The sequence below is a fragment of the Lysobacterales bacterium genome, from assembly GCA_016703225.1.
In the GTDB taxonomy this organism is placed as follows: domain Bacteria; phylum Pseudomonadota; class Gammaproteobacteria; order Xanthomonadales; family Ahniellaceae; genus JADKHK01.
This window is the reverse complement of sequence record JADJCM010000002.1, coordinates 508,711-531,996: the sequence shown is the minus strand read 5'-3', so window position 1 is coordinate 531,996 and position 23,286 is coordinate 508,711. Positions and strand designations below refer to the sequence as shown.

21 protein-coding genes are annotated in these 23,286 nt (G+C 66.8%); 12 read left to right on the top strand and 9 right to left on the bottom strand.

The features are described 5' to 3' along the window. The first annotated feature begins 24 nt into the window (after positions 1 to 24). Positions 25 to 1,866: a hypothetical protein gene (locus IPG63_11000; GenBank protein ID MBK6727773.1), complete on the top strand. Its 1,842-nt coding sequence runs from the start codon at positions 25 to 27 to the stop codon at positions 1,864 to 1,866. Between the two features lie 76 nt (positions 1,867 to 1,942). Here IPG63_11000 and IPG63_10995 read toward each other — a convergent pair whose 3' ends face one another. Next, positions 1,943 to 2,968: a hypothetical protein gene (locus IPG63_10995; GenBank protein ID MBK6727772.1), complete on the bottom strand. Its 1,026-nt coding sequence runs from the start codon at positions 2,966 to 2,968 to the stop codon at positions 1,943 to 1,945. A 207-nt stretch (positions 2,969 to 3,175) separates the two neighbouring features. Between IPG63_10995 and IPG63_10990 the strand changes: the two genes are divergently transcribed. Then, a complete protein-coding gene (locus tag IPG63_10990; GenBank protein ID MBK6727771.1) occupies positions 3,176 to 5,167 on the top strand; it encodes a hypothetical protein in 1,992 nt (663 codons plus the stop codon). Positions 5,168 to 5,186: 19 nt separating this feature from the next. After that, positions 5,187 to 5,705: a hypothetical protein gene (locus tag IPG63_10985; protein ID MBK6727770.1), complete on the top strand. Its 519-nt coding sequence runs from the start codon at positions 5,187 to 5,189 to the stop codon at positions 5,703 to 5,705. A 9-nt stretch (positions 5,706 to 5,714) separates the two neighbouring features. Here IPG63_10985 and IPG63_10980 read toward each other — a convergent pair whose 3' ends face one another. Then, positions 5,715 to 7,040 (bottom strand): hemerythrin domain-containing protein, encoded by a 1,326-nt coding sequence (locus tag IPG63_10980; protein MBK6727769.1) that lies wholly within the window; start codon positions 7,038 to 7,040, stop codon positions 5,715 to 5,717. Between the two features lie 106 nt (positions 7,041 to 7,146). Between IPG63_10980 and IPG63_10975 the strand changes: the two genes are divergently transcribed. Then, positions 7,147 to 8,733, top strand: a complete 1,587-nt coding sequence (locus IPG63_10975) for a hypothetical protein (GenBank protein MBK6727768.1) — start codon at positions 7,147 to 7,149, stop codon at positions 8,731 to 8,733. Here the strand turns inward: IPG63_10975 and IPG63_10970 are convergent. After that, on the bottom strand, positions 8,730 to 12,002 hold the full coding sequence (locus tag IPG63_10970) for a hypothetical protein (GenBank protein ID MBK6727767.1): 3,273 nt from the start codon (positions 12,000 to 12,002) through the stop codon (positions 8,730 to 8,732). The two genes, IPG63_10975 and IPG63_10970, sit on opposite strands and share 4 nt — an antisense overlap. A 100-nt stretch (positions 12,003 to 12,102) precedes the next feature. On the opposite strand from IPG63_10970, the gene IPG63_10965 reads away from it, so the two are divergent. From IPG63_10965 to IPG63_10930, 8 genes are all read left to right on the top strand, one after another. Then, positions 12,103 to 13,089, top strand: a complete 987-nt coding sequence (locus IPG63_10965; GenBank protein ID MBK6727766.1) for a PhoH family protein — start codon at positions 12,103 to 12,105, stop codon at positions 13,087 to 13,089. 49 nt (positions 13,090 to 13,138) lie between these two features. After that, positions 13,139 to 13,606: an rRNA maturation RNase YbeY gene (gene ybeY, locus IPG63_10960; GenBank protein MBK6727765.1), complete on the top strand. Its 468-nt coding sequence runs from the start codon at positions 13,139 to 13,141 to the stop codon at positions 13,604 to 13,606. 14 nt (positions 13,607 to 13,620) lie between these two features. Beyond that, positions 13,621 to 14,466: a GNAT family N-acetyltransferase gene (locus IPG63_10955; GenBank protein MBK6727764.1), complete on the top strand. Its 846-nt coding sequence runs from the start codon at positions 13,621 to 13,623 to the stop codon at positions 14,464 to 14,466. Between the two features lie 124 nt (positions 14,467 to 14,590). Continuing rightward, positions 14,591 to 14,944 carry an Hpt domain-containing protein gene (locus IPG63_10950; GenBank protein MBK6727763.1) on the top strand — a complete coding sequence of 118 codons (354 nt, stop codon included), beginning with the start codon at positions 14,591 to 14,593 and terminating at the stop codon, positions 14,942 to 14,944. A 209-nt stretch (positions 14,945 to 15,153) separates the two neighbouring features. After that, positions 15,154 to 15,858, top strand: a complete 705-nt coding sequence (locus IPG63_10945) for a hypothetical protein (GenBank protein ID MBK6727762.1) — start codon at positions 15,154 to 15,156, stop codon at positions 15,856 to 15,858. A 51-nt stretch (positions 15,859 to 15,909) separates the two neighbouring features. Next, positions 15,910 to 16,098, top strand: coding sequence for a type II toxin-antitoxin system HicA family toxin (locus tag IPG63_10940; GenBank protein MBK6727761.1), 189 nt, complete (start codon positions 15,910 to 15,912; stop codon positions 16,096 to 16,098). 4 nt (positions 16,099 to 16,102) lie between these two features. Further along, on the top strand, positions 16,103 to 16,315 hold the full coding sequence (locus tag IPG63_10935; GenBank protein ID MBK6727760.1) for a type II toxin-antitoxin system HicB family antitoxin: 213 nt from the start codon (positions 16,103 to 16,105) through the stop codon (positions 16,313 to 16,315). A gap of 278 nt (positions 16,316 to 16,593) precedes the next feature. Continuing rightward, positions 16,594 to 17,340, top strand: a complete 747-nt coding sequence (locus tag IPG63_10930) for a TlpA family protein disulfide reductase (protein ID MBK6727759.1) — start codon at positions 16,594 to 16,596, stop codon at positions 17,338 to 17,340. Positions 17,341 to 17,455: 115 nt separating this feature from the next. Here the strand turns inward: IPG63_10930 and phoU are convergent, their stop codons facing one another. The 6 genes from phoU to IPG63_10900 all read right to left on the bottom strand — a co-directional run bounded on the left by phoU (position 17,456) and on the right by IPG63_10900 (position 23,145). Continuing rightward, positions 17,456 to 18,154 carry a phosphate signaling complex protein PhoU gene (phoU, locus tag IPG63_10925; protein MBK6727758.1) on the bottom strand — a complete coding sequence of 233 codons (699 nt, stop codon included), beginning with the start codon at positions 18,152 to 18,154 and terminating at the stop codon, positions 17,456 to 17,458. Between the two features lie 10 nt (positions 18,155 to 18,164). Further along, entirely contained in the window at positions 18,165 to 18,968 is an 804-nt protein-coding gene (gene pstB, locus IPG63_10920) for a phosphate ABC transporter ATP-binding protein PstB (protein MBK6727757.1), read from the bottom strand. Positions 18,969 to 19,039: 71 nt separating this feature from the next. Then, complete coding sequence (gene pstA / locus IPG63_10915) at positions 19,040 to 19,894, bottom strand: phosphate ABC transporter permease PstA (protein ID MBK6727756.1); 855 nt, start codon at positions 19,892 to 19,894, stop codon at positions 19,040 to 19,042. Continuing rightward, positions 19,894 to 20,859: a phosphate ABC transporter permease subunit PstC gene (gene pstC / locus IPG63_10910; GenBank protein MBK6727755.1), complete on the bottom strand. Its 966-nt coding sequence runs from the start codon at positions 20,857 to 20,859 to the stop codon at positions 19,894 to 19,896. Before pstC ends, pstA begins: the two co-directional genes overlap by 1 nt. 143 nt (positions 20,860 to 21,002) lie before the next feature. After that, positions 21,003 to 22,022, bottom strand: coding sequence for a phosphate ABC transporter substrate-binding protein PstS (pstS, locus tag IPG63_10905; GenBank protein MBK6727754.1), 1,020 nt, complete (start codon positions 22,020 to 22,022; stop codon positions 21,003 to 21,005). Between the two features lie 10 nt (positions 22,023 to 22,032). Further along, on the bottom strand, positions 22,033 to 23,145 hold the full coding sequence (locus IPG63_10900) for a porin (protein MBK6727753.1): 1,113 nt from the start codon (positions 23,143 to 23,145) through the stop codon (positions 22,033 to 22,035). Positions 23,146 to 23,286: the final 141 nt, after the last annotated feature.

Here is a 23,286-nt window from a genome sequence, read left to right as displayed (position 1 = left end):
CCGACCCGGCGAGGAAACACCGAGATGAACACCAAAGTCAGCCGTCTGGCAGCGCTGATCTGCCTGATCTGGGGCGGTGCGGCCGCTGCCGACACCTACACCACGGTGCAGAACGGGGTCTATTGGTGCACATCGCCCGATGGCTGCGCCTGGGGCGGCTCGGGCATTCCGGGCCCCGCCGACACCGGGGTGATCGCGCACACCACCACCCTGTGGGGCCAGGGCGCCAATCCGCCCGCCACGTCGCCGGTGTCGGTTGGTCGCCTGGACATCGTCAGCGGCGGCAGCATGGGCATCTACGAAGGCTTCCGGCTGAATTTCGGCGGCGGACTGTGGAGCGGCGGCAACATCGACGCCTGCTGCAACGGCGGCGGCACGCTGGCCAACCAGGGCCAACTCGACATCACGGCCAATCCCTTGCTGGCTTACCGCAGCGTGATCGAGAACAACGGCACGCTGCGGGTGGCACCGGGTGGCCGGCTGTACTGGAACCAGGTCAATGGCGGCGGCCTGATCGGCAACCTGACGACGACCGCGACGCCGGCGCTGGTGCACCTCGACGGCAGCGGGCAGATCAGCGGCCTGGTAGCGATCGTCAACGACGGCATCGTGCGCAAGACCGGCGCCGGCACTTCGGTGTTCAACGGCACGCTGCGCAACTTCGGCACCTCGGCGGTCTACCCCGGGCGCATCGAGGTGCAGAATGGAACGCTGGCGATCGCCGACGCCGACGGCTTCGATGCGCTGCTGATCAGCGAAGGCGGGAGCATCGACGTCGCCAGTGGAGGGGTCCTGGCGATCCGCGATGGCGGCAAGATGCTGCTGTGCCCGCAAGCCGGACCGACGCAGGTCTACACCACCGTGGGCACCGGCAGCGGCCGTGTGCGCCTGGAAACCGGTGGCCAGATGCAGGGCGACGTGCGCCTGCCGGACACCACCACTGCCTGCGTCATCAACTTCGCACCGGGCCTGTTCGAGTTCGCCGGCGGCGTGATCGGTGGCAACGGGTACATCCGCAGCAATGGCGAGATCAACATCGTCGGGCCCGATCCGAAGTCGATCACCAACGCACTCGAAAGCGCCGGCAGCATCCGCCTGCACGGAACGACGGTCGTCCTCGATGGCGGTGGCGTGCGGGTGATGCCGGGAGGCAGCTTCGACGCCAGCGACGGCAGCGTGATCAACGGCATCGGCAATGTGCGCCTGTACATCGACGGCGTGATGAACAAACCGGCTGGACCGGGAACGCTGACGCTGAGCAATCTCAGCCTGGAGGGCGTCGGCACGGTCAATGTCGACGGCGGCCGCCTGCTGCTCGACACCTATCAGTACTTCTTCGGCACGTACCGCATGCTCAATGGCGCCACGCTCGACGTGACCGGTTCGTTGCTGTACCTGGACAAGGACGCGGCCATGACCGGTGTCGGCAGCGTCGATGCCGTGACCTTCGAGCAACGCGGACGCCTGGAGCCGGGCGCACCGTTCGGTGCCATCGCCGTGAACGGCACGCTGTTGCAGAACGGCAGCAATCCGCCGCTGCCGACCACGCGCATCTCGATCGGCGGGCCGGCCCCGTTGACCCAGTACGCGCAGGTCCAGGTCGCCGGCAATCTGCGCCCGTTCGGCGTGCTGCGCGTCAACTTCCGCGATGGCTACTCGCCCTTCGCTGGCGACAGCTTCGACTTGATCACGGTCGGCGGCACGCTCACCGACACGCTGGCAGGCTATCAGGTGGTCATCGAAGGCCTGGCGCCCGAGTTCCAGTACACGTTGACGCTATCGCCGCAGAACACGGTGCGCCTGACCGCCCTCAACCATGTGCCGTCGCTGGCGGACTTGATCTACCGGAATGGCTTCGAGGATTGATGCGCAGAGATCCGCTGCCGTGCGCCATGCCCGCGTGGCGTTCCAGAATGGCGGCGCATGACAGCGCTCGACCGGCTCAACCCTCGAAGCCATCCAGGAACAGCAACACGGCACCGGCGGCATCGGTGTTGGCGGTTGCGGTGTTGTTGCCCGCGATCGGGTCGGTGACGCCACCGCCGACCACTGCGGTTACGCTGTTGACCAGCGTGCCGGTGGTGCCCGGCGCCACCGTGCCGTTGACCGAGAAGGTGACCTGACCGCCCACCGGCAGCCCGACGACGTTGGTGATATTGCCGCTGCCCGTCGCCGGACAACTGGCGCCGGGGCTGGCGCTGCAGGTCCAGGTTGGACTGGTGAACGCGGCCGGGAAGATATCGACGATGGTGTTGCTCGGCGCCGCCACCGGGCCGGCGTTGTCGATGACGATGGTGTAGCTCAATGGCTGGCCGGCGGTGTACTGCAGGGGGCTCGCGGCGATGCCGACGCCGACATCGGCTTGCTGCGCCACCACCGCGCAATCGATGACCGCCCGAATCACCCAGTCGCCATTGACGCCGAGGCTGGAGGAGTTGAACCAAGCATAGCTGCCGGCGCCGATCTGCGCGTACAGACCGTTGCGCCCGCTCTGGTTGCCGTCGGTATCGCGCACGACGCTGGGATCGCCAGCGCCGATGCCGACATCGAACACCAGCGCGACGACGAAGGTCTCGTTGCTGGTCACCGGCACGATCAACGGCACCGTGCTGTTCTCGTCGAGATAGCGGAACTCGTTGAGCACGGCGTCGGTGAGCACCGGGCCGCCGATGCTCTGCGCCAGCGTTCCCGGAGTCGGGAAGGTACCCGAGCGCGAAATCTCGATAGCCGCGTGGAGGGTCTGACCGGTGGTGCCCGCGGGCGAGCGCCAGAACACCTGAACCGCACGCAGATCGCCGTTGCAGGGCGAGGTCAGCCACGACGCCGCCTTCTCGCCGGGCACGAAGCCCTGCACGATCACCGCCGTGCCGAAATCGGCGAGCGAGTCGTTCTTGGCGGTCTGCTCTGCTGCAGCAGCATCAAGTCCCACTACGGCCGTGAGCAAGGTCGTCGCGGTGCGCTGATTCATGGTGTCCTCCGCGACCCCGCAAGCCTACGCCCGGCGGCAACCATAAACCTGCGCCGCCCGGCCAGTTTGCGACACAGCGCACGCGTGGCCACAACCCGTCGTGCCCACTCGGCAGGCGTTCGCGCAGGCGCGTGTCAGGTCTGCGCCGCAAGCGCGTATGTCGACAGTGACCGCCGCACCCCGCGCGCACCGCCCCGGAACTGCCCGATGATCCGCCTGCCAAGCGTCGCCCGAACCATAGCCTTGCTGTGCGCCTGCGCGTCGCCCGCGGCCCACGCCGCCGACGCCACCGTCGGCAGCGGCACGCCGGCGTCGTGCGACGAGGCTGCGCTCGATGCCGCGATCGCGCTGCTGGCGCCGGCGGGAACGTTGTCGTTCGACTGTGGTGCTGCGGACCACGCGCTGGCACTAAACACGGTCAAGAGCCTGAGCGGCAACGTCGTGGTCGATGGCGGCGGGCGCATCGTGCTGGACGGCCAGTACGCAACACCGTTGCTCGCCACCAGCGGCAGCGGCAGCGTGATCGAGTTGCGCGGCTTGCGCCTGCACCGCGGCTACGCGGCCGGCGGCTACGGCGGATGCGCGGCGGTCGCGAGCGGGACTTCGCTGCGCGTCCTCGACAGCACCATCGGAGACTGCTCCGCCGACTACTCGGGCGGCGCCATCCACACCGCCGGCGGCAGCACGCTGGAGCTGCGGCGCAGTCGCATCGAGAACGCCCAGGCTGCGCACGGCGGAGCGATTGCCGCAAACGGCAACGTCGCGCTCATCGACAGCACCTTCAGCGCCAACGTCGCCGGCGCCAGCGGCGAAGGCGGCGCGGTGCAGATCTGGTTCGGCACGCTGACCGCGACCGACACCCGTTTCACCCAAAACGTCGGCTACATCGGCGGCGCCCTGCACCAGCGCGGTGGCAGTGCCACGCTGACGCGAGTGCGCTTCGACCAGAACCACGCCACGCTGCGCGGCGGAGCGGTGCTGCTGCGCGAGGGCGCGAGCCTGTCGGGCACCGAGGTGTCCTTCGACGACAACCTGGCCGACGAGAGCGGCGGCGCGCTGTTCCTGTCCGCGCACGACGACGGCGTTCCCGGCACCGCCGTGCCCGACACCGCCGCGTTGCTGCAGCGCCCGAGATTTCTCGGCAACCTCGCAATGTCCGAGGGCGGCGCCGTGTTCGTCGACGGACCCTCGCCGCTGAACGCAGGCGGCTTCGGCATGCTCGTGGTGCAACATGGCGTGTTTGGCAACAACCGCGCACCCTTCGGCGGCGCCATCCTGCAGAGCGGCCAGGCCACCTTCGAAGACAGCCGATTCGAGTCCAACATCGCCGACTACGGCGGCGCGTTGTCCCTCATACCCGGCTGGCCACAATCGGCGCCCATGCTGTGGGGCTACACGGCGCTCACGCGCGTGGTGATCGCCGACAACGAAGCCACTTTCGATGGCGGCGGCTTGCACGGCGGCGGCATCCCGATCTTCGACCAGGTGCAATTCAACCGTAACCACGCGCGCCGCCATGGCGGCGCCATCGCACTGGTCACGCGCACCGCACCGATCGCCCAGGCCAGCTTCGTCGACAACAACGCCGAGTACGACGGCGGCGCCATCCACCTGCGCGGCCTCGTCGGCCAGGAACTGATCAACCTCAGCTTCAGCGGCAACGCCACCCTGAACCCGCTCGGCCATGGCGGCGACATCGCGGTCATGGGCGGCCACCTGATCAACACTTCGATCAGCCTTCGCCACTGCACGCTGCGCAATGGCCAGTCGGCGAATGGCGCCGCGCTGTACGTGTCGTCCCTGGGCGGCCGCGCCGACCTCGAGAACAACGCGATCCTCGCCGCCGGCGCCAGCAGCTGTTTCGGTTTCAACGGTGTTTCGCAAGGCGGCAACGCCATGCCCGCCGACTGCAGCCCCACCCATCCGACCGACCTGATCATCACCACCGCCGCCGATCTTGGCCTGGGCGCGCTCAGCAACTTCGGCAGCGACACCTTCGGCTTCGTGCCGCAACCGGGCAGCGCGCTGATCGATCGCACCGACTGCAGCGCCGGCCGGACCATCGACCAGCGCGGTCGCACGGCTCCGATCGATGGCGACGGCAATGGCCTCGCACGCTGCGACAGCGGAGCCATCGAACGCCAGCCCACCGAACCGCAGGCAGACATCGTGCTGCTCGCCGACGGCTTCGAAGACTGAATCCCGGAGGACCCCGCCGATGCGCATCACCCGCACTGCCCCGATTTTGCTGTTCGCCCTGCTCGCCTGCGGCTGCGGCGAGTCCGTCGTGCCGATCGCACCGGCAGTCGGCATCGCGCCCGGCGCCAGCGTCCAGAACACGCTGCAGATGCGCATCGATGGCATCGAATGGCGCGCCGACCACGATGTCTTCGGCGCATTCCATCCGCCCGGCTACGAACGCGCGCTGATCGTCGCCGGCGCGCGCGGGCCGAAAGACGCAGGCGAGCAGCTGTTCAACCTCAACCTGTTCGGCATCAACGGACCGGGACACTACGAAATCCGCAACGGCGACGCCGCCGGCAGCGTCGCCCAGCTCGCGAACTACACACCGGAGCGCTTCATCGCCGGCAGCATGATGGGCTACGACGTGGTCGTCGACGTGCACGTCGCCGAGGCCGCTCCCGCGCACATCGAAGTCGAGTTCAACGGCACGCTCACTGGCAACGACGACGTGGTGATGAAGATCGAGGACGGACGTTTCGTCTACCGCGAGTAGCGCCTGGCCTCAGCGCGGCGGCCGCGCCGGCAGCTCGATGTGGAAGCAGCTGCCGACCCCCGGTGTGCTGGTCGCGGTCAGCGTGCCCTGGTGCTGCTGCACGATGCCGTAAGCCACGGCCAGACCCAGCCCGGTCCCGGACCCGACCGGTTTGGTGGTGAAGAACGGCTCGAAGATGTGCGGCAGGTGCTCGGGAGCGATACCGCACCCGTCGTGGGCGACTTCGATGCAGACACCATCGCCGCAGGGTCCGGTGCGCACCGTCAGCTGTCCGCCGCGCGCATCCATCGCCTCGACCGCGTTCACGCAGAGGTTCAGCAGCACCTGGTTGAGCAGCGCCGGTTGGCACACGACTTCCGGCACGCGGCCGTACTCGCGCACCACCTCGCAACGATTTCCGAAGCGGGCGCGCAGGATGTTCAGCATCGAGTCGATGCCGGCGTGCACATCGACCGCACGCGGCGTCGCCACTGCATCGACCTGGGAGAACTCACGCAGGTCCGCGACGATGCGGCGCACGCGCTCCACGCCCTCTTCGCTCTCCTCGACCAGCGCCGCCGCGTCGGCGCGCACGAAGGCCAGTTCGTCGCTCGCGGTGGTGCCACCCGCAGCGGCATCGAGCGCCGCGCCGAACTGGTCCAGATAGCGCTTGAGCGTGGACAGGTTCGAGCGCACGAAGCCGATTGGATTGTTGATTTCGTGCGCGACGCCGGCGGCGAGTTGGCCGACCGCGGCCATCTTCTCGGACTGCAGCAACTGCTGCGTGCGCTCGGCGACCAGTTCTTCGAGCCGGTCCTTCATCAACTGCAACTGCTCGCTGCGCGCGTCGGCGAGGCGATACAGCGCGTCCATCGCCTGCAGCAGATTGTCGACCGCCACATCCACCGGGATCGCCAGCTCGGCCGCGTAGGCGTCGGCCGCATCGATGCCGGCACGCACGCGCTCGATCTGGCGCATCATCGAGCGGTCCTCGCGCAGGATGTGCGCCGCCAGCCATCCGGTCAGGAAGCGCGCCAGATGCGAGGTGTTGGTCGGCTGGAACGGCAGCTCGCGCAGGCGCCGCACCTGCCGGGTGAAGTCGCCGTGCGCGAGCGCATGTTGGCGGCAGTGGCGGGCGTCGATGCCGCTGCCCTGCATCAGCGCTTCCTCGTGGCGGAAGTGGGTGGCGGCGTAGTCGAACAGTTCGTCGAGCAGCGGCTCCAGCTCCGCGGCACTGCCGCCCCCGGCCCGATGCAGCGCCACCACCGCGTTGATGATGCGCACCAGCCCCTGGTGTTCGAAGTCCACCTGCGCCTCGCCAATGGCGAAGCGCTCATCCCAGACGAATGCATCCATTGCAGCGGCGACCCCTCACGCGTCAGCGGCTCGGGCGAAATGTAGCAGCCGATGTCAGTTGCGCCACCAAAGCAGCGTATGCCCCGGAAACCCCGGAGACTTGCCCATGACCCTGCTGCGTACCCTGACCGTTCTCGCAGTGATTGCCGGCAGCCATTGCGCCGGTGCCGCCACCTTCATCGTCGACACCAGCAGCGACGCCGCGCTCGGCGACTGCAACGATGCCGTCGCCGCCGACTGCTCGCTGCGCGGCGCCATCGTCACCGCCAACGCCCTGCCCGGTGCCGACGCTATCGCCTTCGACCTGCCCATCGCCGATCCCGGCTACCAGGCCGGCACGCAGCACTGGCGCATCGACGCAGCGAGCAGTCTGCCCAACATCATGGAAGGTCTGAGCATCGACGGCTTTACCCAGGCGGGTGCCACACCCAATGGCAACCCACCCTACGCCGGCATCGCGCACACGCTCAAGATCGAACTGCGCGGCCCCGGAAACGCAGCCGATGGCCTGATCGCTTATGCGCCGTTGAGTGTGCGCGGGCTGGCCGTCAACCATTGGCATTTTGCGATCTTCCATTTCAATCCGGGCCCGAACATCGTCGAGGGCAACTACATCGGCACCGACATCAGCGGCCAACTCGCCGCAGCCAATGACTACGGCATTGCCCTCGGCGGCGACGTGCGCATCGGCGGCGCTACCCCGGCGCAGGGCAACGTCATCTCCGCCAATCGCAATCACGGCCTGGCAAACCAATACGGGCTGACCTCGGTGCGCATTCAGGGCAACATCATCGGCGCCTCGGCCGACCTGACCTCGGTCCCTGGCCGCCAGGATTTCGGCGCGTACCTGCTCTCTGCCCAAGACACCTTGATCGGCGGCGCCATGGCGGCCGAAGGCAATGTGATTTCGGGCAACGGCTTCGCGGCCGTCGAAATTGTTGCAGGCGCGTCCCAGGCGCAGGGGTTGGCGCCGCATGTGCGCATCCAGGGCAACCGCATCGGCAGCGGCATCGATGGCCGCGCGCTCGGCAATGGGCGAGCCTCGAGCTATCCCGCAATCCTGGTCAGCCTCGGCGGCTACTGCCGCACATTGATCGGCGGCAGCGCACCCGGCGAGGGCAATGCCATCGTCCACAACGCCAACGCCGGCATCGCCATCGGCAGTTGCTGGAACGCGCCGATCCTCGGCAACACCTTCCATGGCAATGGCGGACTGGCCATCGACCTGGCCGGCAGCAATGCCTTCGACGGCGCCACACCCAACGACACGGACGACGCCGATGCCGCCGGCAACGACCCCAGCATCGCGGCGGGCGGCAACCGCTTCCAGAACTTCCCGAATCTCACTCTGCCGGCGGGCTTTCTACCCAGCGGTGGCGACAGCGTAACCGTGGACTACACGCTCGACAGCCTGCCCGGCAACAGCAGCTACCCGATCACCGTGCAGTTCCATCGCGCCGCCTGCGGTGGCGGCAGCGCCGAATTGCTGGCCGAGGCGGAGATCGACGAGATCAACGCGCAACAACCGCTGCAGTTCACCCTGAACATCGGCGCCAATGTCTTGCCGTTGACGCTGCTCGCGATCGACGCGCAGGGCAACACCAGCGAATTCGGCCCGGTGTTCGGCGAGACGCTGTTTGCCGACGGACTGGAACAGGATCCTGCGAGCTTCAGCCCCGGCAGCTGTCGCTAGCGCTGCGGCCGCGCCGGCGCTTGCAGCGGCAGATGCAACACGAACTCGCAGCCGGCGCCGGGTGCGGTGTGCAGTTCGATGCGGCCGCCAAGCATTTGCGTGACCAGGTTGAACACCACGTGCAGCCCGAGGCCGGAGCCGCCGCTGCCGCGACGGGTGGTGAAGAACGGCTCGAACGCGCGCGCCGCGACCGCCTCGGGCATGCCGACGCCGTCGTCGCGGAAGCGCAGCAAGAAGCCATCGCCGTCGGCCTGCACGCTGACCTGCATGTGCCCGGCGCTGCCCTCGGTGAAGGCATGCACCAGCGCGTTGTGGATCAGATTGGTCAGCACCTGGAACAGCGCACCCGGGTAAGTGTCCGCGACGATGCCCTCGGCGCAGTCGATGTCGAGCCGGTGGCTGGTGTGCTTGTAGGTCGGTGCCAGCGCGGTGCGCACGTCGTCGAGGAAGCCGCGCAGCTCGAAGCGCCGGCGCTGCTCGCTGGACTGGTCGACCGCGACTTTCTTGAAACTGGTGATCAGGTGCAGCGCGCGGTCCAGGCTGCCAAGGATCAGCCGCATCGACTCGTTGACGTTGTCACGGAACGCCGGCAGTTCGCTGGCCTTGAGTTCGCGCGCGTCGATGCGTGCCACCAGCACGCGGCTCGATTCCTGCAGATGCGTGGCGGCGGTGACGGCGATACCGATCGGGGTGTTGATCTCGTGCGCGATGCCGGCGACCAGACCGCCGAGCGAAGCCATCTTTTCGGCCTCGACCAGCTGCCGCTGCGCACCGCGCAGCTCGCCGAGCGCACTCTCGGCGCGCTCCTTGGCGGCGCGAAGTTCTGCAGTGCGGCCGTCGACCAGTTGCTGCAACTGCTCGGCCTTGCGGCGGATGCGCGCGGTGCGCGAGCGAAATCCGGACACGACCAACGCCATCGCCGCGAACGCGACCAGCAGCGCGAACCACCAGGTCTGCCAGAACGCCGGCAGCACGCGCACCGGAAATACCAGCTCCTGCGGACTGAAGCTGCCGCTGCGATTGCTGCCGCGTATGCGCATCCGATACTCGCCCGGCCACAGGTTGCTGTAGGTGGCAACGCGATAGTTGGCGTCGGTATCGGTCCAGCCGGAATCGAAACCGTCGAGCCGGTAGGCGTAGCGATTGCGCTCCGGCGCGCTCAAGTCCAGCGCCGCGAATTCGACGCTGAAGCCGCGCTGCTCGGGTGCCAGGTTCAGGCCCTGATCCAAGGCACCGAGCGGCTGCGCGCGGCCGTCGACCTTGAGCTCGGTGGCGACCACTGGCGGCGCGTAGTCCCATGCACGGAAGCCGGCCGGATCGACCACCAGCAGGCCCTTGCTGCCACCGAACAGCAGGCGCCCATCACGGGTCTTGGCATCGGCGCGGAACCAGCCGGTGCCGAAGTCGACGCCATCGGCGCGGGTCAGTTCGTGGACGGTGCCGTTGGCCGGATCGTGCACGAACTCGTGCGTCCAGATGCGCCCGGCCGCGTCTTGCTGCAGGTTCGCGCCAAACGGTCTGCCGCCAATGCCAAGGCGCTCGCTGACGCGCTCGAAACGCGCCGGAGCCTGGGCCGGATCGCGCAGCCGATGCAGGCCGATGGCCGTATCGACCCACAGGCTGCCGTTGCGGTCGAACATCATGCCAAGCACGGTCGGATGCGCCAGCCCGGCATCGGCGGCGACTGCCAACCGTTGCATGTCCGGGCGGGCCGCGGTGGTCACGTAGATGCCCTTCTCGGTGCCCACCCAGATGTGGCCATCGGCGGCCTGCACCAGCGCGTTGACGTCGCCTCCAACCAATTCACCGTCGGGACCGGCGATCCGCTGTGCATCGGATGCGTCTGCAAACTTCCGGTACAGGCCATCTTCGGTCGCGACCCAGACCTCGCCGTCGCGCCCGGCCAGCAGCCGACGCGTGCGGCCCTTGCCGGTGGCAAAGCGCTCGAAGCGATCCTGCTGCGTCGCGCTGCGATACAGACCGGAATCGGTGCCGATCCAGATCGCCCCGTCCGCTGTCTGCGCCAAGCCGCCAACGCGCCCGCCCTGCAAGGCATCGGACCGGCCGGGCGCTGCGCGGAACGCGCCGACCAGGCGCAAGCCGGCATCGAAAATGGCGACGCCGTTCTCCTGCGTACCGGCGAGAATGCGGCCATCGGTCAGTTCCAGCACGCTGCGCACGTTCGGGTCGGCAAACACGCCGCCGTGTCCGGACTCGTTGCGCCGCACGCGCAGGCTGCGCCGGTTCGGGTCATGGCGCTGCACGCCGCCGCCGTAGCCGCCGACCCAGACCAAGCGGGCGCGGTCGAGCAGCAGCGCGCGCACCTCGTTGCTGGCCAGGCTCATGCTGCGCGCCGGATCGTGGCGCAGGTGCCGCAGCAAACGCCCATCGTCGGCAGCACGCACCTCGATGCCGCTGGTGCGACCCAGCCACACTTCCTGTGCCAGCGGCTGGACGGCGGTGTAGACCGTAGCCGAAGGATCGCCCTCGGCATCGGACTGGGCCAACGCCAACACGCGGCCGTCGCGCGGGTCGACGCGCGCCAGATCGCCCTGCTGCGTACCGACCCAGATGCGGCCATCGCCCGCTTCGAACAGACACCACACGGTCTTGCCGGCGAGCACATCGGCAACACCGGCTTCGAAACGCACCGGCTCGAAGCGATCGCCGCCCGCACGCAATCGGGCGAGGCCATCCCAGGTTCCGACCCAAAGACTACCGCTGCGATCGACCAGCAAGGCCTGCACGCGGTCGTCGTTCGGCGCCTGCTCCGAACCGGCAGCGGCATGGAAGTGGCGGAACTGTCGCGTGCGCGGATCGAGCCGACTCAATCCGCCGCCGCGCTGCCCGATCCAGACCGCACCATCGGGCGTTTCCGCGAGCGCGGTCACCGCTCCCGCAGCGATGCCCTCGGGCTGATCCGGATCAGGTAAGAAACTCTCGAAGCGCTCCTGCACCGGGTCATACACCGACAGACCATCGGCCTCGGTGCCGATCCAGAGGCGCGCATCGCGCGCGACCAGCAGGCTGCGCACGAAATTGCCGCTGATCGAGCGCGGGTCGGCGTCGTCATGGACGTGGAAGCGGAAGCGGTAGCCGTCGTAGCGGATCAGCCCGGCCGGTGAGCCGATCCAGATCATGCCGGCGTGGTCTTCGACCAACGCCGAGACCACACCATCCGGAATCGACTCGGAGTCGCCGATGCTGGCGAAACCGGGTTCGTCGAGCGGCATGTCCGACCAATGCGTTGCCGACGCGAGCGACGTCATCGACCCGATCAGGCCGAACGCCAAGCACCACCCCGGAAGCCCCCGTTTCATCTGCCGATCTTAGGACGGAACCCGCGCGGTCGCGCGCTAAACTCGGTCCATGACGAAAACCCGGACAGCACGTGAATTCACGCTCGACAGCAACGACGCCGAGCGCCTCGCCAATCTGGCCGGCCCGATCGATGCGCACCTGCGCCAGATCGAGGCGCGGCTCGGCATCGAGATCGCCAATCGCGGCCCGATTTTCCGGCTGAGCGGGCCGGTGGAGGCCACGCGGCGCGGCGAGCGCGTGTTGCGCATGTTGTACGAGGCCAGCGCCGACGAGACGCTGAGCGAGCACAGCGTGCATCTCGCACTCAGCGAGGTTGGCGCCGACCGCCTGATCGAACGCCAGGCGCCAGACGCGCAGGACGTCAGCATCAAGGTCAAGCGCGGCAATGTCCGCGGTCGCGGCGCCAATCAGCAGCGCTACCTGCACGCGATTGCGCGCCACGACATCAATTTCGGCATCGGTCCGGCCGGCACCGGCAAGACCTACCTGGCAGTGGCAAGCGCCGTCGACGCGCTCGAGAACAACCGCGTGCAACGCGTGATCCTGGTGCGCCCCGCGGTCGAAGCCGGCGAGAAGCTCGGCTTCCTGCCCGGCGACCTGTCGCAGAAGGTCGATCCCTACCTGCGTCCGCTGTACGACGCGCTCTACGAAATGCTCGGCTTCGATCGTGTCGCGAAGCTGATCGAGCGCAATGTCATCGAGATCGCGCCGCTCGCCTACATGCGCGGCCGTACCTTGAACGACGCCTTCGTGATCCTCGACGAGGCGCAGAACACCACGGTCGAGCAGATGAAGATGTTCCTGACCCGCATCGGCTTCGGCGCGGTGGCGGTGATCACCGGCGACGTCACCCAGGTCGACCTGCCGAAACACGTCACCTCGGGCCTGCGCCACGCCATGGACGTGTTGCGCAAGGTCGAGGGCATCAGCTTCACCATCTTCGAAGCGCGCGATGTCGTGCGCCACCCGCTGGTGCAGCGCATCGTGATCGCCTACGAGGCGGCCGAGGCCGCACTCAAGCAGGACAAGACATGATGAGCCAAAAGCGCCCGTTCGCCCTGAGCTTGTCGAAGGGCGCTTCGCCGTGAACTCGAAGCTCACCTTGCACATCCGCAGCGACATCGGCTGGAAGGGCCTGCCGGCGGCGCGTTCGTTCCGCGCCTGGATCGAACTGGCACTGCGCGGCGCGAAGCACCGGCGCGCCAGCGAGATCCATGTGCTGATTACCGACGCGCGCACCGGTCGCCAGCTCAATCGCGACTTCCGCGGCAAGGACTACGCGACCAATGTGCTGTCCTTCCCCAGCGAATGGCCGCCGGGCATGCGCTCGCCACTGCTCGGCGACCTCGCGATCTGCGCACCGGTGGTCGCGCGCGAAGCGAAGGAACAGGGCAAGACCCTGCGCGACCATTACGCGCACATGGTCGTCCACGGCACCCTGCACCTGCTCGGTCACGACCACATCGACGAGGCCGAAGCCGAACCCATGGAAGCGCTGGAGACGAAGCTGCTGGCCTCGCTCGGCATCGCCGATCCATACGCGTCCGCCTGACCCGGAAGACCGCGATGCAACACCCGCACCCACACGCCGACCGCGATCTCGCCCGCAGGCTCGAACGCACCGAGGGACTGGCCTGCGCGGCCATCGTGCAGTCACGCGCAAGGCTGCAGCCGCAGTCGAAGTCCTGCTGGCACGATTTCGGCGGCAGCTGCGCGATGTTCGACGGCGCCGGCTCGCCGATGACCCAAGCCTTCGGCTTCGGTCTCTACGACGATCCGAACGGGCATGAGCTGGACGCGATCGAGGCGTTCTTCCGCGGCCACTCGACCCAGACCGTGCTGGAGATTTCGCCGCTGGCAGGAATCCACACGATCGCCACCTTGCAGCAGCGTCACTACCGCATCGTCGAGTTGAGTTCGGCGCTCTGCCGACCGAGCGCCGGCGGCGTGCAGGCGGCACCGCACATGGACGCGGCGCTGCGCGTGCGGGCGATCGACCCGAGCGAAACCGAAGTCTGGGCCGAGGTCGCTGCCGCCGGCTGGGGCAGCGAATCGGACGAGGTCGGGCGCTTCATCCGCGACCTCAGCCGCGCCATCGTCCCGGCCGAGCGCATGGTCAGCTTTCTCGCCGAACTCGACGGCCGACCGGTCGCCAGCGCCTCGCTGTTCCTGGGCGACGGCATCGCCCTGCTGGCCGGCGCCAGCACCATTCCATCGGCCCGCAACCACGGTGCACAGACCGCCCTGCTCGCCGCGCGCCTGGATTACGCCGCACGCCACCACTGCCCGCTCGCGATGATGGCCACCGAACCCGGCAGCGCCTCGCAGCGCAACGCCGAGCGCCAGCAATTCCGCATCGCCTACACGCGCCTGAAGTGGCAGCAGCAAGGCCCGGCCGCAGTCCGCGGCTGAGGCCCACCCTCACGCTCGCCAACAATGGTGGCGCCACATTGAACTGCGGGCCATCTGCCGGAATCGGCATTGCGGGCACGACCGCGGCATGGCATGGATGCACCCTGCGGACTCGGAGCACACCATGAGCGAGATTGACCGCGCAGCGCTGGAACAGATCCGCATGTTGGACCGCAACAAGGGTGCCGACATGCTCGGCAAGATCGCCGGCACCTTCCTGTCCGAGTCGCCACGCCTGGTGCAGAAAATCCAGGACGCGATCGTCAAGGCCGACGCCAAGGGCCTGCGCCAAAGTGCGCATTACTTGCGCTCGGGTGCGCTCGGCATCGGCGCCGTGCGCATCGCCGACATCTGCTGGCAGATCGAACACGCGGCCGAGAAGCAGCTCGACGACGTCGCACTGAAGAAGCTGTTCGTCGAGCTGCGCGTGCGCTGGCAGGCGGCCGCCGACGAGCTCGGTGCCGAGGTGTTCCAGTAGCCCACCCCTCGCAGGGGTGATGCCGGACACAGGCAGCCCGGGCACAGTGGGCGCACAATCGCGCCCTAACCTGCCCCGGAGGTTGCATGCGCGCTTCGCCGATATTGGCCGTCCTATTGCTGGTCTGCGGGTCCGCGCCCGCCGCGGCCTCAGCATCGCCCCTGGGCAGCACGTCGCTGGTCGTGTGCTATCCCGGCAACACGTCCGACATGAGTTCCGATGGCTGCCCCTGCACCGGCAACATCAATTGCATCGGCGTGTGCAGCGGTGGCTTCTGCGGCGCCGTGACCAACGCCAGCTACTGCGCACCGGTCGGCAACGGTCAGGACCTCAGCGCCGACGGCTGCGCGTGCAATGCCAACATCGACTGCAAGGGGGTTTGTGGCGGCACCTCCGGCCACGAATGCGGTGGCTACACGCCCGACCCGGACCCGCCGGTATGCAGCCTCGGCAATGCCTATGACCTCAGCGACGATGGCTGCCCATGCACGCTGAACAACGAATGCGTCAGCACCTGCAGCTTTTTCACCCGCACCTGCGCCGCCGTCACCGGCGCCGTGCTCGCCAACCAGCCGGCGATCAGCGGCGTGGCAGCGAGCCCGATCCAGCTCGGCAACAACACCATCGACCAGGCGACGCTGTCGGCCGCGAGATTTCCATCGGGACGCATCAGCTTCTCCCTGCACTCCCCCGGCGACACCGGCTGCAGCGCGGCCGCCTACAGCGGCAACCTGGCGATCAGCGCCAACGGCAACTACGTCTCGGGCGCCTACGCCCCCACCTACGTCGGCACCTGGCGCTGGGTAGCGAAGTACCACGGCAACGCCTACAACCTCCCGGCCCAGACCTCCTGCGCCGACGCCAACCAGCACACCCTGGTCATCGACGACCTGTTCCACGACGGATTCGAGTGATGGCCAACGGCGAATGCACCGAAACCACCGATCCAAATGTAGTCTCGACGCATGAAGGTTGCCGACGTCATTCGCTTGCTTCATGAAGATGGCTGGGTGCTCGTCGCAACACGAGGCAGTCACCGTCAGTTCAAGCACGCGACCAAACCTGGGCGTGTTACGGTGTCAGGCAAGCCGAGCGACGATCTCGCGCCCGGAACCCTGATCAGCATCTATAAGCAAGCGGGCCTCAGGAGGTGATGCCATGCGCTACGCCATCGTGATCGAAAAGGCCGGAGACAATTTCTCTGCCTACGTTCCGGACCTGCCGGGGTGCGTCGCAACCGGCAACTCCATCGCCGACGTGGAGCGGGAGATCAGCGAAGCCATCGCGTTCCATCTGGAAGGCATGCGCGAGGACGGCCTCCCGATCCCGCCACCGGCCAGCGTCGTTGACTACGTGAATATCGCCGCCTGAATCAAAGCGCTTGGTCCAATGGCGGCCATCCAGACACGGCGGTCGCGGCCACACATCCCCGAGCATCGCGGCGCACCCACCGGCACCCACGGCAAAAAAAGCCCCGCGCAAGCCGTGGGCTTTTCCCGCGAACTCCTTGACCGGCCAACTCCAGCCATCACAGACTCCGCCCTTCAGCCCGACGCTTCGGTCGGACAATTGGCGTCAGCTCGCTCTTGAGATCCCCTCGTGCGCCGCGGCGGCGGCCGAACCGGCGTTTTGTTTCTTGGGAGGCATCCGTGTCACTGCACCATTTCAAACGCGTTTCCGCGCTACTGCTGATCGTTGGCTCCATCGCAGGGTCGTGGCAACTATACGCGGCGGCGACACCATCGAAAGCCTTCATGGAAAACATGGGCCTTTCCGAATACACGACCATCACCTACCTTTCCGGCGATGGCGCCGAAATTTCCTCGGAGCAGTTCTTCAAGCTCGCATTTTCTGGCCGTGCATTTCTGACGGAAAAGAATCCCGATACCCACGAGGCCGTACTGGCGATCAGGCCCATTGCCGATGCAGCGCGGGTAACTCAGCAGGCAGGGCTTTCCATTGGCATCGGCAAGACCATGCCGAAAGCAGCTCTATCGGACCTTTCCGGTCGTTCACGCAGCCTCTACCCTGGCGACGGCAAACCACTGTTGATCAGTTTCTTCTTCTCGGAGTGCGCCCCCTGTGTACAGGAGGTCCCGGATCTCAACGCCTTTGCGCGATCCAATCCGGGAATTGATGTCGTCGCAGTCACTTTCGACTCCGCACTTGACTCCAAGGCGTTCGTCGACAAGTACGGCCTCGCTTGGCCAGTTGTGGCTGAGGCGCAGTCTTACATCGACACCGTTGGCGTCAAGACGTATCCAGGCCTGGCATTGGTAGCGCCGACCGGCGTCTTGGTGGCGCACAGGTCTGGCGGCTTGTCCTCCTTTGGTGGAGCGAAATCCGGGGACGCCGCACTGGCAGGCTGGGTCGCCAGTTCCCTGCGGGAGGACTAGCACCCGTCGCGACGAGCGCCGAGATCAATCCCGCAAGCAGTCAGCGTGGTCGACTACGTGGATATCGCCGCCTGAGCCGGAGAAACCTCCATGGAACTCCGAATCCCGGGCGCGCTCAACGCGCCTCGATGGTGGTGTCGCGCTTCTCGCGCTCGGGCATTTCGCGCTCGCCGTGTTCGATGAACCAGACGTATTCGGCGATGTTGGTGGCGTGGTCGCCGATGCGTTCGATGTTCTTGGCCGCGAACAGCAGGTGCGTGCAGGCGCTGATGTTGCGCGGGTCTTCCATCATGTACGTGAGCAGCGAGCGGAACAGCTGGGTGTATTCGGCGTCGAGTTCGGCGTCGCGTGCGCGCACCCGCATGGCGCGCTCGGCATTGCGTTCGCGGTAGGCGACGATGGTCTCGGCAACCAGTTCCTGGGCCAATTGCGCGAGCGAGGCGAGGGCGCGCGTGGCGGCGATCTGCGGCGCGTCCTTCAGTGCCAAGGTGCGCTTGGCGACGTTCTTGGCGTAGTCGCCGATGCGTTCGATGTCGGCACTGATGCGCAATGCCGCCATCACCTCGCGCAGGTCGCGCGCCATCGGCTGGCGCAGCGCGAGCAGGCGGATCACGTCGTGGCTGACCTCGTGCTCCAGCGCGTCGATGGTGGCGTCCGCGGCCATCACCGCACGTGCGGCGTCGGCGTCGCGTGCATCCAGCGCCTTGGCAGCAGCGCGCAGTTGCGCGCACGCCAGGTCGCCCATGCGCGCGATCTCCTCGGTCAGGCGCGCGAGTTCGTTGTCGTAGCTCTTGACGATGTGGTCATTCGGCATGGCGCAGTCCTCAGCCGAAGCGGCCGGTGATGTAGTCCTCGGTGCGCTGCACCTTGGGCTGGGTGAAGATCTGTTCGGTGACGCCGTGTTCGATCAGCTCGCCGAGGTACATGAAGGCAGTGAAGTCCGAGCAGCGCGCGGCCTGCTGCATGTTGTGGGTGACGATGACGATGGTGAAGTCGTTGCGCAACTCGGCGATCAGCTGCTCGATGCGCCCGGTCGCGATCGGATCGAGCGCCGAGGTCGGCTCGTCGAGCAGCAGCACGTCCGGTTTCAGCGCGATCGCACGCGCGATGCACAGTCGCTGCTGCTGGCCACCGGAAAGCCCGTTCGCGCTCTGCTTCAGCTTGTCCTTCACCTCGTCCCACAACGCTGCCTGACGCAGGGCCTGCTCGACACGCTCCGCCATCTCGGCCTTGTTCAGCCGCTCGTAGTGCATGATGCCATAGGCGATGTTGTCGTGGATCGACATCGGGAACGGCACCGGCTTCTGGAACACCATGCCGACCTTGGCGCGCAGGCGATTCACCGAGTAGCGCGCGTCGAGGATGTTCTCGCCGTCGAGCAGGGCCTCGCCGCTGGCCTTCTGGCCGGGATAGATCGAATAGATGCGGTTGAACACGCGCAGCAGGGTGCTCTTGCCGCAGCCGCTCGGGCCGATCATCGCGGTGACACGCTTTTCGGGAATGTCGAGGCTGACGTCCTTGATGGCGTGGAAATCGCCGTAATGGAAGTTCAGGCGACGCACCGACATCTTGGTGGCGGTGGTCGGCCCGGCAGCGCGGGCGGCAACGGCGGTACGGAGCTCAGTCATGGGCGACTCGCTTGCAAAGCAGGACCTGACGCACGAACGGCGACAGCGTCGGGACGTAGGCGGCACGAAGCTCAGTCATGGGCCACGCGTTTTCGAAGCAGCACCAGGCGCGCGAACAGCGACAGCGCCAGCACGAACACGGTGATGATGAAGGCGCCTGCCCAGGCCAGCGCATGCCAGTCCTCGAACGGGCTCATCGCGTACTGGAAGATCACCACCGGTGCACTCGCGATCGGCTCGCTCATGTCCGAGCTCCAGTACTGGTTGTTGAGCGCGGTGAACAGCAGCGGCGCGGTCTCGCCGCTGATGCGCGCGAGTGCGAGCAAGACACCCGTGACGATGCCGGGTGCAGCAGCGCGATAGAGAATCTGCATGGTGACCTTCCACTGCGGAATGCCGAGCGAGAGCGCGGCTTCGCGCATCTGCGATGGCACCAGCTTGAGCATGTCGTCGGTGGTGCGCACCACCACCGGCAACACGATGAAGGCGAGCGCGAGGGCACCGGCGAAACCGGAGAAACCGCCCATCGGTCGCACCACCAGGGTGTAGACAAACAGGCCGAGCACGATCGACGGCGCCGACAACAGGATGTCGTTGACGAAACGGATGGTGGTACCGACCCAGTGGCGGTCGGCGTATTCGGCGACAAAGGTGCCGGCGGCGATGCCGATCGGGGTGCCGATCGCGGTCGCCAGCAGGCACATGACGAGGCTCCCGAACAACCCATTGGCGAGGCCTCCGGCCTCTCCCGGTGGCGGCGTCATCTGCGTGAACAAGGTCGGGCTGAACGCGGCGATGCCCTTGCTCAGCGTCGTCCACAGGATCCAGGCGAGGAAGGCCAGCCCGAGCACGGCGGCGCAGGCCGAGAGCAGCAGCGCGACGGCATTGATGATGCGGCGCTTCAGGAAAATCAGGTCGGTGGCCATCAGCTGCCCTCCCGCTTGGCGAGCTGACGCAGCATCAGCTTGGCCACCGCGAGCACGATGAAAGTGACCACGAACAACAGGAAGCCGAGCGCGATCAGCGAACTGCGATAGAGATCGGTGTCGGCTTCGGCGAATTCGTTGGCGATGGTGGCGGCGATCGAGTTGCCCGGCATCAGCAGCGAGGTCGAGAGTTCATGCGCGTTGCCGAGCACGAAGGTGACCGCCATGGTCTCGCCGAGCGCACGCCCAAGGCCGAGGAAGATGCCGCCGATCACCGCCGAACGCGTGTACGGCAACACCACATCCCAGACCACTTCCCAACGCGTCGAGCCAAGTGCATAGGCCGATTCCTTCAGTCGCGTCGGCACGGTCAGGAACACGTCGCGCATCACCGAGGAGATGAACGGCACGACCATGATCGCCAGCACCAGGCCCGCGGTCAGCGTGCCGATGCCGAGCGGCGGCCCGGCGAACAGGCTGCCGACGATCGGCCACTGGCCGAGGTTCGCATCCACCCAGGGATAAACATGCTCGGCCAGCATCGGCACGAACACGAACAGGCCCCACATGCCGTAGATGATCGACGGAATGCCGGCCAGCAATTCGATCGCGGTACCGACCGGCGTGCGCAGCCAGGTCGGTGCGACTTCGGTCAGGAACAACGCGATACCGAAGCTGATCGGGATGGCGATGATCATCGCGATCGCCGCGGTGACGAGCGTGCCGTAGATCGGTACCCATGCGCCGAACTGCTGGCCGATCGGATCCCATTGCGCGCTGGTGATGAAGTCGAAGCCGAAGGTCGCGAACGCTTCGCGCCCGCCCCACAACATCGACAAGGCCGCACCGCCGAGCGCGAGCAACACGAACAGCCCGGCGCCCGCGAGCATCCAGCGGAAGCTGCGGTCGTGGCGCGCATCGCGCGATGCGCGCCGTTCGGCGGCGGCGATGAGGGTTTCCTGCATGACTGCAATCCCGCGAGGCTGAAACTCCTCCCCTTCGCGCAGCGAGGGGGAGGCCGGGAGGGGGTCGCTCTTCGGCGATGCCTGAAGCACCCCTCCCCAACCCTCCCCTCCGCGCTGCGCGCGCAAGGGAGGGAGTCGGATGCTTAGTACTTCAACGCCCCCGTCCAGTGCGCCTTCGCCTGCGCCTGCACCTTGGCCGGCAGCGAGACGTAATGCAGCGCACTCGCCTGCGCGGCGCCGTTGGCGAACACCCAGTCAAAGTAGGCGAGCGCGGCTTTCGCATTCTCGGCGTTCTTTGGCTGCTTGGACATCATCACGAACACGGTTGCGGCAATCGGCCAGGCCTTGGCGCCGGGCGCATTGGTGATCACCAGGTTGAAGTCCTGCGCCTTGTCCCACTCGGCGCTGTCGGCGGCGGCCTGGAAGCTCTCTTCGTTCGGCGCGACGAACTCGCCGGCTGCGTTCTGCAGCAGCGCGTAGCTCAACTTGCTCTGCAGCGCGTAGGTCAGCTCGACATAACCGATGCCGCCCTTGATCTGCTTCACGTAAGCAGACACGCCTTCATTGCCCTTGCCGCCGATACCGACCGGCCAGCGCACGGTGATGCCCTCGCCCGCCTTGCTCTTCCACTCGCCGCTGACCTTGGCCAGGTAATTGGTGAAGTTGAAGGTAGTACCCGAGCCATCCGAGCGATGCACGACCGTGATCGCCTGATCCGGCAGGGTGACGCCCGGATTGAGCGCGACGATGGCGGCATCGTTCCAGCGCTTGATCTTGCCGAGGAAGATGTCGGCCAGCACCGGGCCGTTGAAGCGGATGCCACCCGGCGTGACGCCGGCGACATTGACCACCGGCACCACGCCGCCGATCACCAGCGGAAACTGCACCAGGTTGGCGGCGGCCAGTTCGGCGGTATCGAGCGGCTTGTCGGACGCGCCGAAGTCGACCGTCCTGGCCTTGATCTGGGCGATGCCACCACCCGAGCCGATGGCCTGGTAGTTGATCCTGGTCTGGGTGACGGCGCGATAGTCGGCCGACCACTTGGCCATGACCGGGTAAACGAAGCTCGATCCGGCGCCGATCACGTCGGCGGCCGGGGCGATGCCGCAGGCGCTGAGCGCAACCAGGGCGACGAGCAACTTGCTCTTGAGCATGCGCAACATGGTCGTGTCCTCAGAACATGAACTGGAAGCGGGCGGTAACGAGATTGGGGTCGTCGGAAACGCCCGCCTTCTCGCTGCTCACCGCCGTGTAGTCGAGCGAGAGCTTGAAGTTCGAGCGCCAGTACCAGTTGGCACCGACGGTCCAGTTCTGTTCCTCACCACCGAGCACGGCGCCATCGTCGAGGTTGACCGCCGAATAGCGCAGGCCGAGTTGCAGCGCACCCTTGCCCGGATCGTTCGGCACCGGATAGCTGAACACGCCCTGCTTGTAGGTCTTGAACTCGCCGGTCACGAACCAGGTGCCGTACACGTAGTAGCCGTCAGCCACATAGTTGTCGAAGCCGGCGCCGCGCGACACATCGGCGCGCAGGTATTCGCCCTGCACCGCCCATGGGCCATTCGAGTAGGCGGCTTCGAGTCCGATCTGGTTGTTGCGCTCGGCCCCCGCCAGATTACCGGTGTCGACCAATCGGAAATTCGCGAGATCGGCTTCCGGGCGGGTGGAGAAGCGTGCGACGCCCTTGGCCTGTTCCTGCGACAGCGCCGCGATACCGAAATGCAGCGTTTCCTCGAGTTCGTAGATCGGCGCGTAGGTGGCACGGGCGATGACGCCGGTGCCCTTGCCGGCATTGTTGGTCAACTCGCGATCGTACACACCGATCGATGCCGTCCAATTGCTGCCGAACTGCATGTAGTCGACGCCGAGACGGCGTCCGATCGTGAACAGGTTCGGGAGCGCTCGCGACACGAAGTCGATGCTCTTGGTCGAGATCAGCTCTTCCATGTTCATGTTCTGCTTGTACTGGCCGACGCGAACCTGGCCGCCCGGGCCCATCATGAACTTGGCGTAGACATCAAGCCACTTGTCGGCACGCGGGTCGTAGCCGACGTAGAACTCGGTGTTCTTCTCGTTCTTCAGGCGGAAGATGATCTCGGCACGACGGAACTCGGCATCGTTGACGAAATCACGATGGTCGTCGTCGAACCAGTTGGCATCGGTCTGCAGGACACCGTCCACAAAAGCGTCATATTCGCCAATGCGATCGAACTGGTACTCGGCATGCGCCGGCAGGGAAAGCGCACTGGCAACGGCAAGAACGGACAAACGACGAATATGTGACATAGCGGCGACCCCAGGGTGACGGACGGGCGCGCACTGTATTGCCGGGATTTGACTGCTTTATGACACCGCCGCCGATTTGTTGCGACAGCGTGTCGGAATCATGACCGGCCCGAGCCCGGTCAGCGCGTCCAGTCGGCCTCG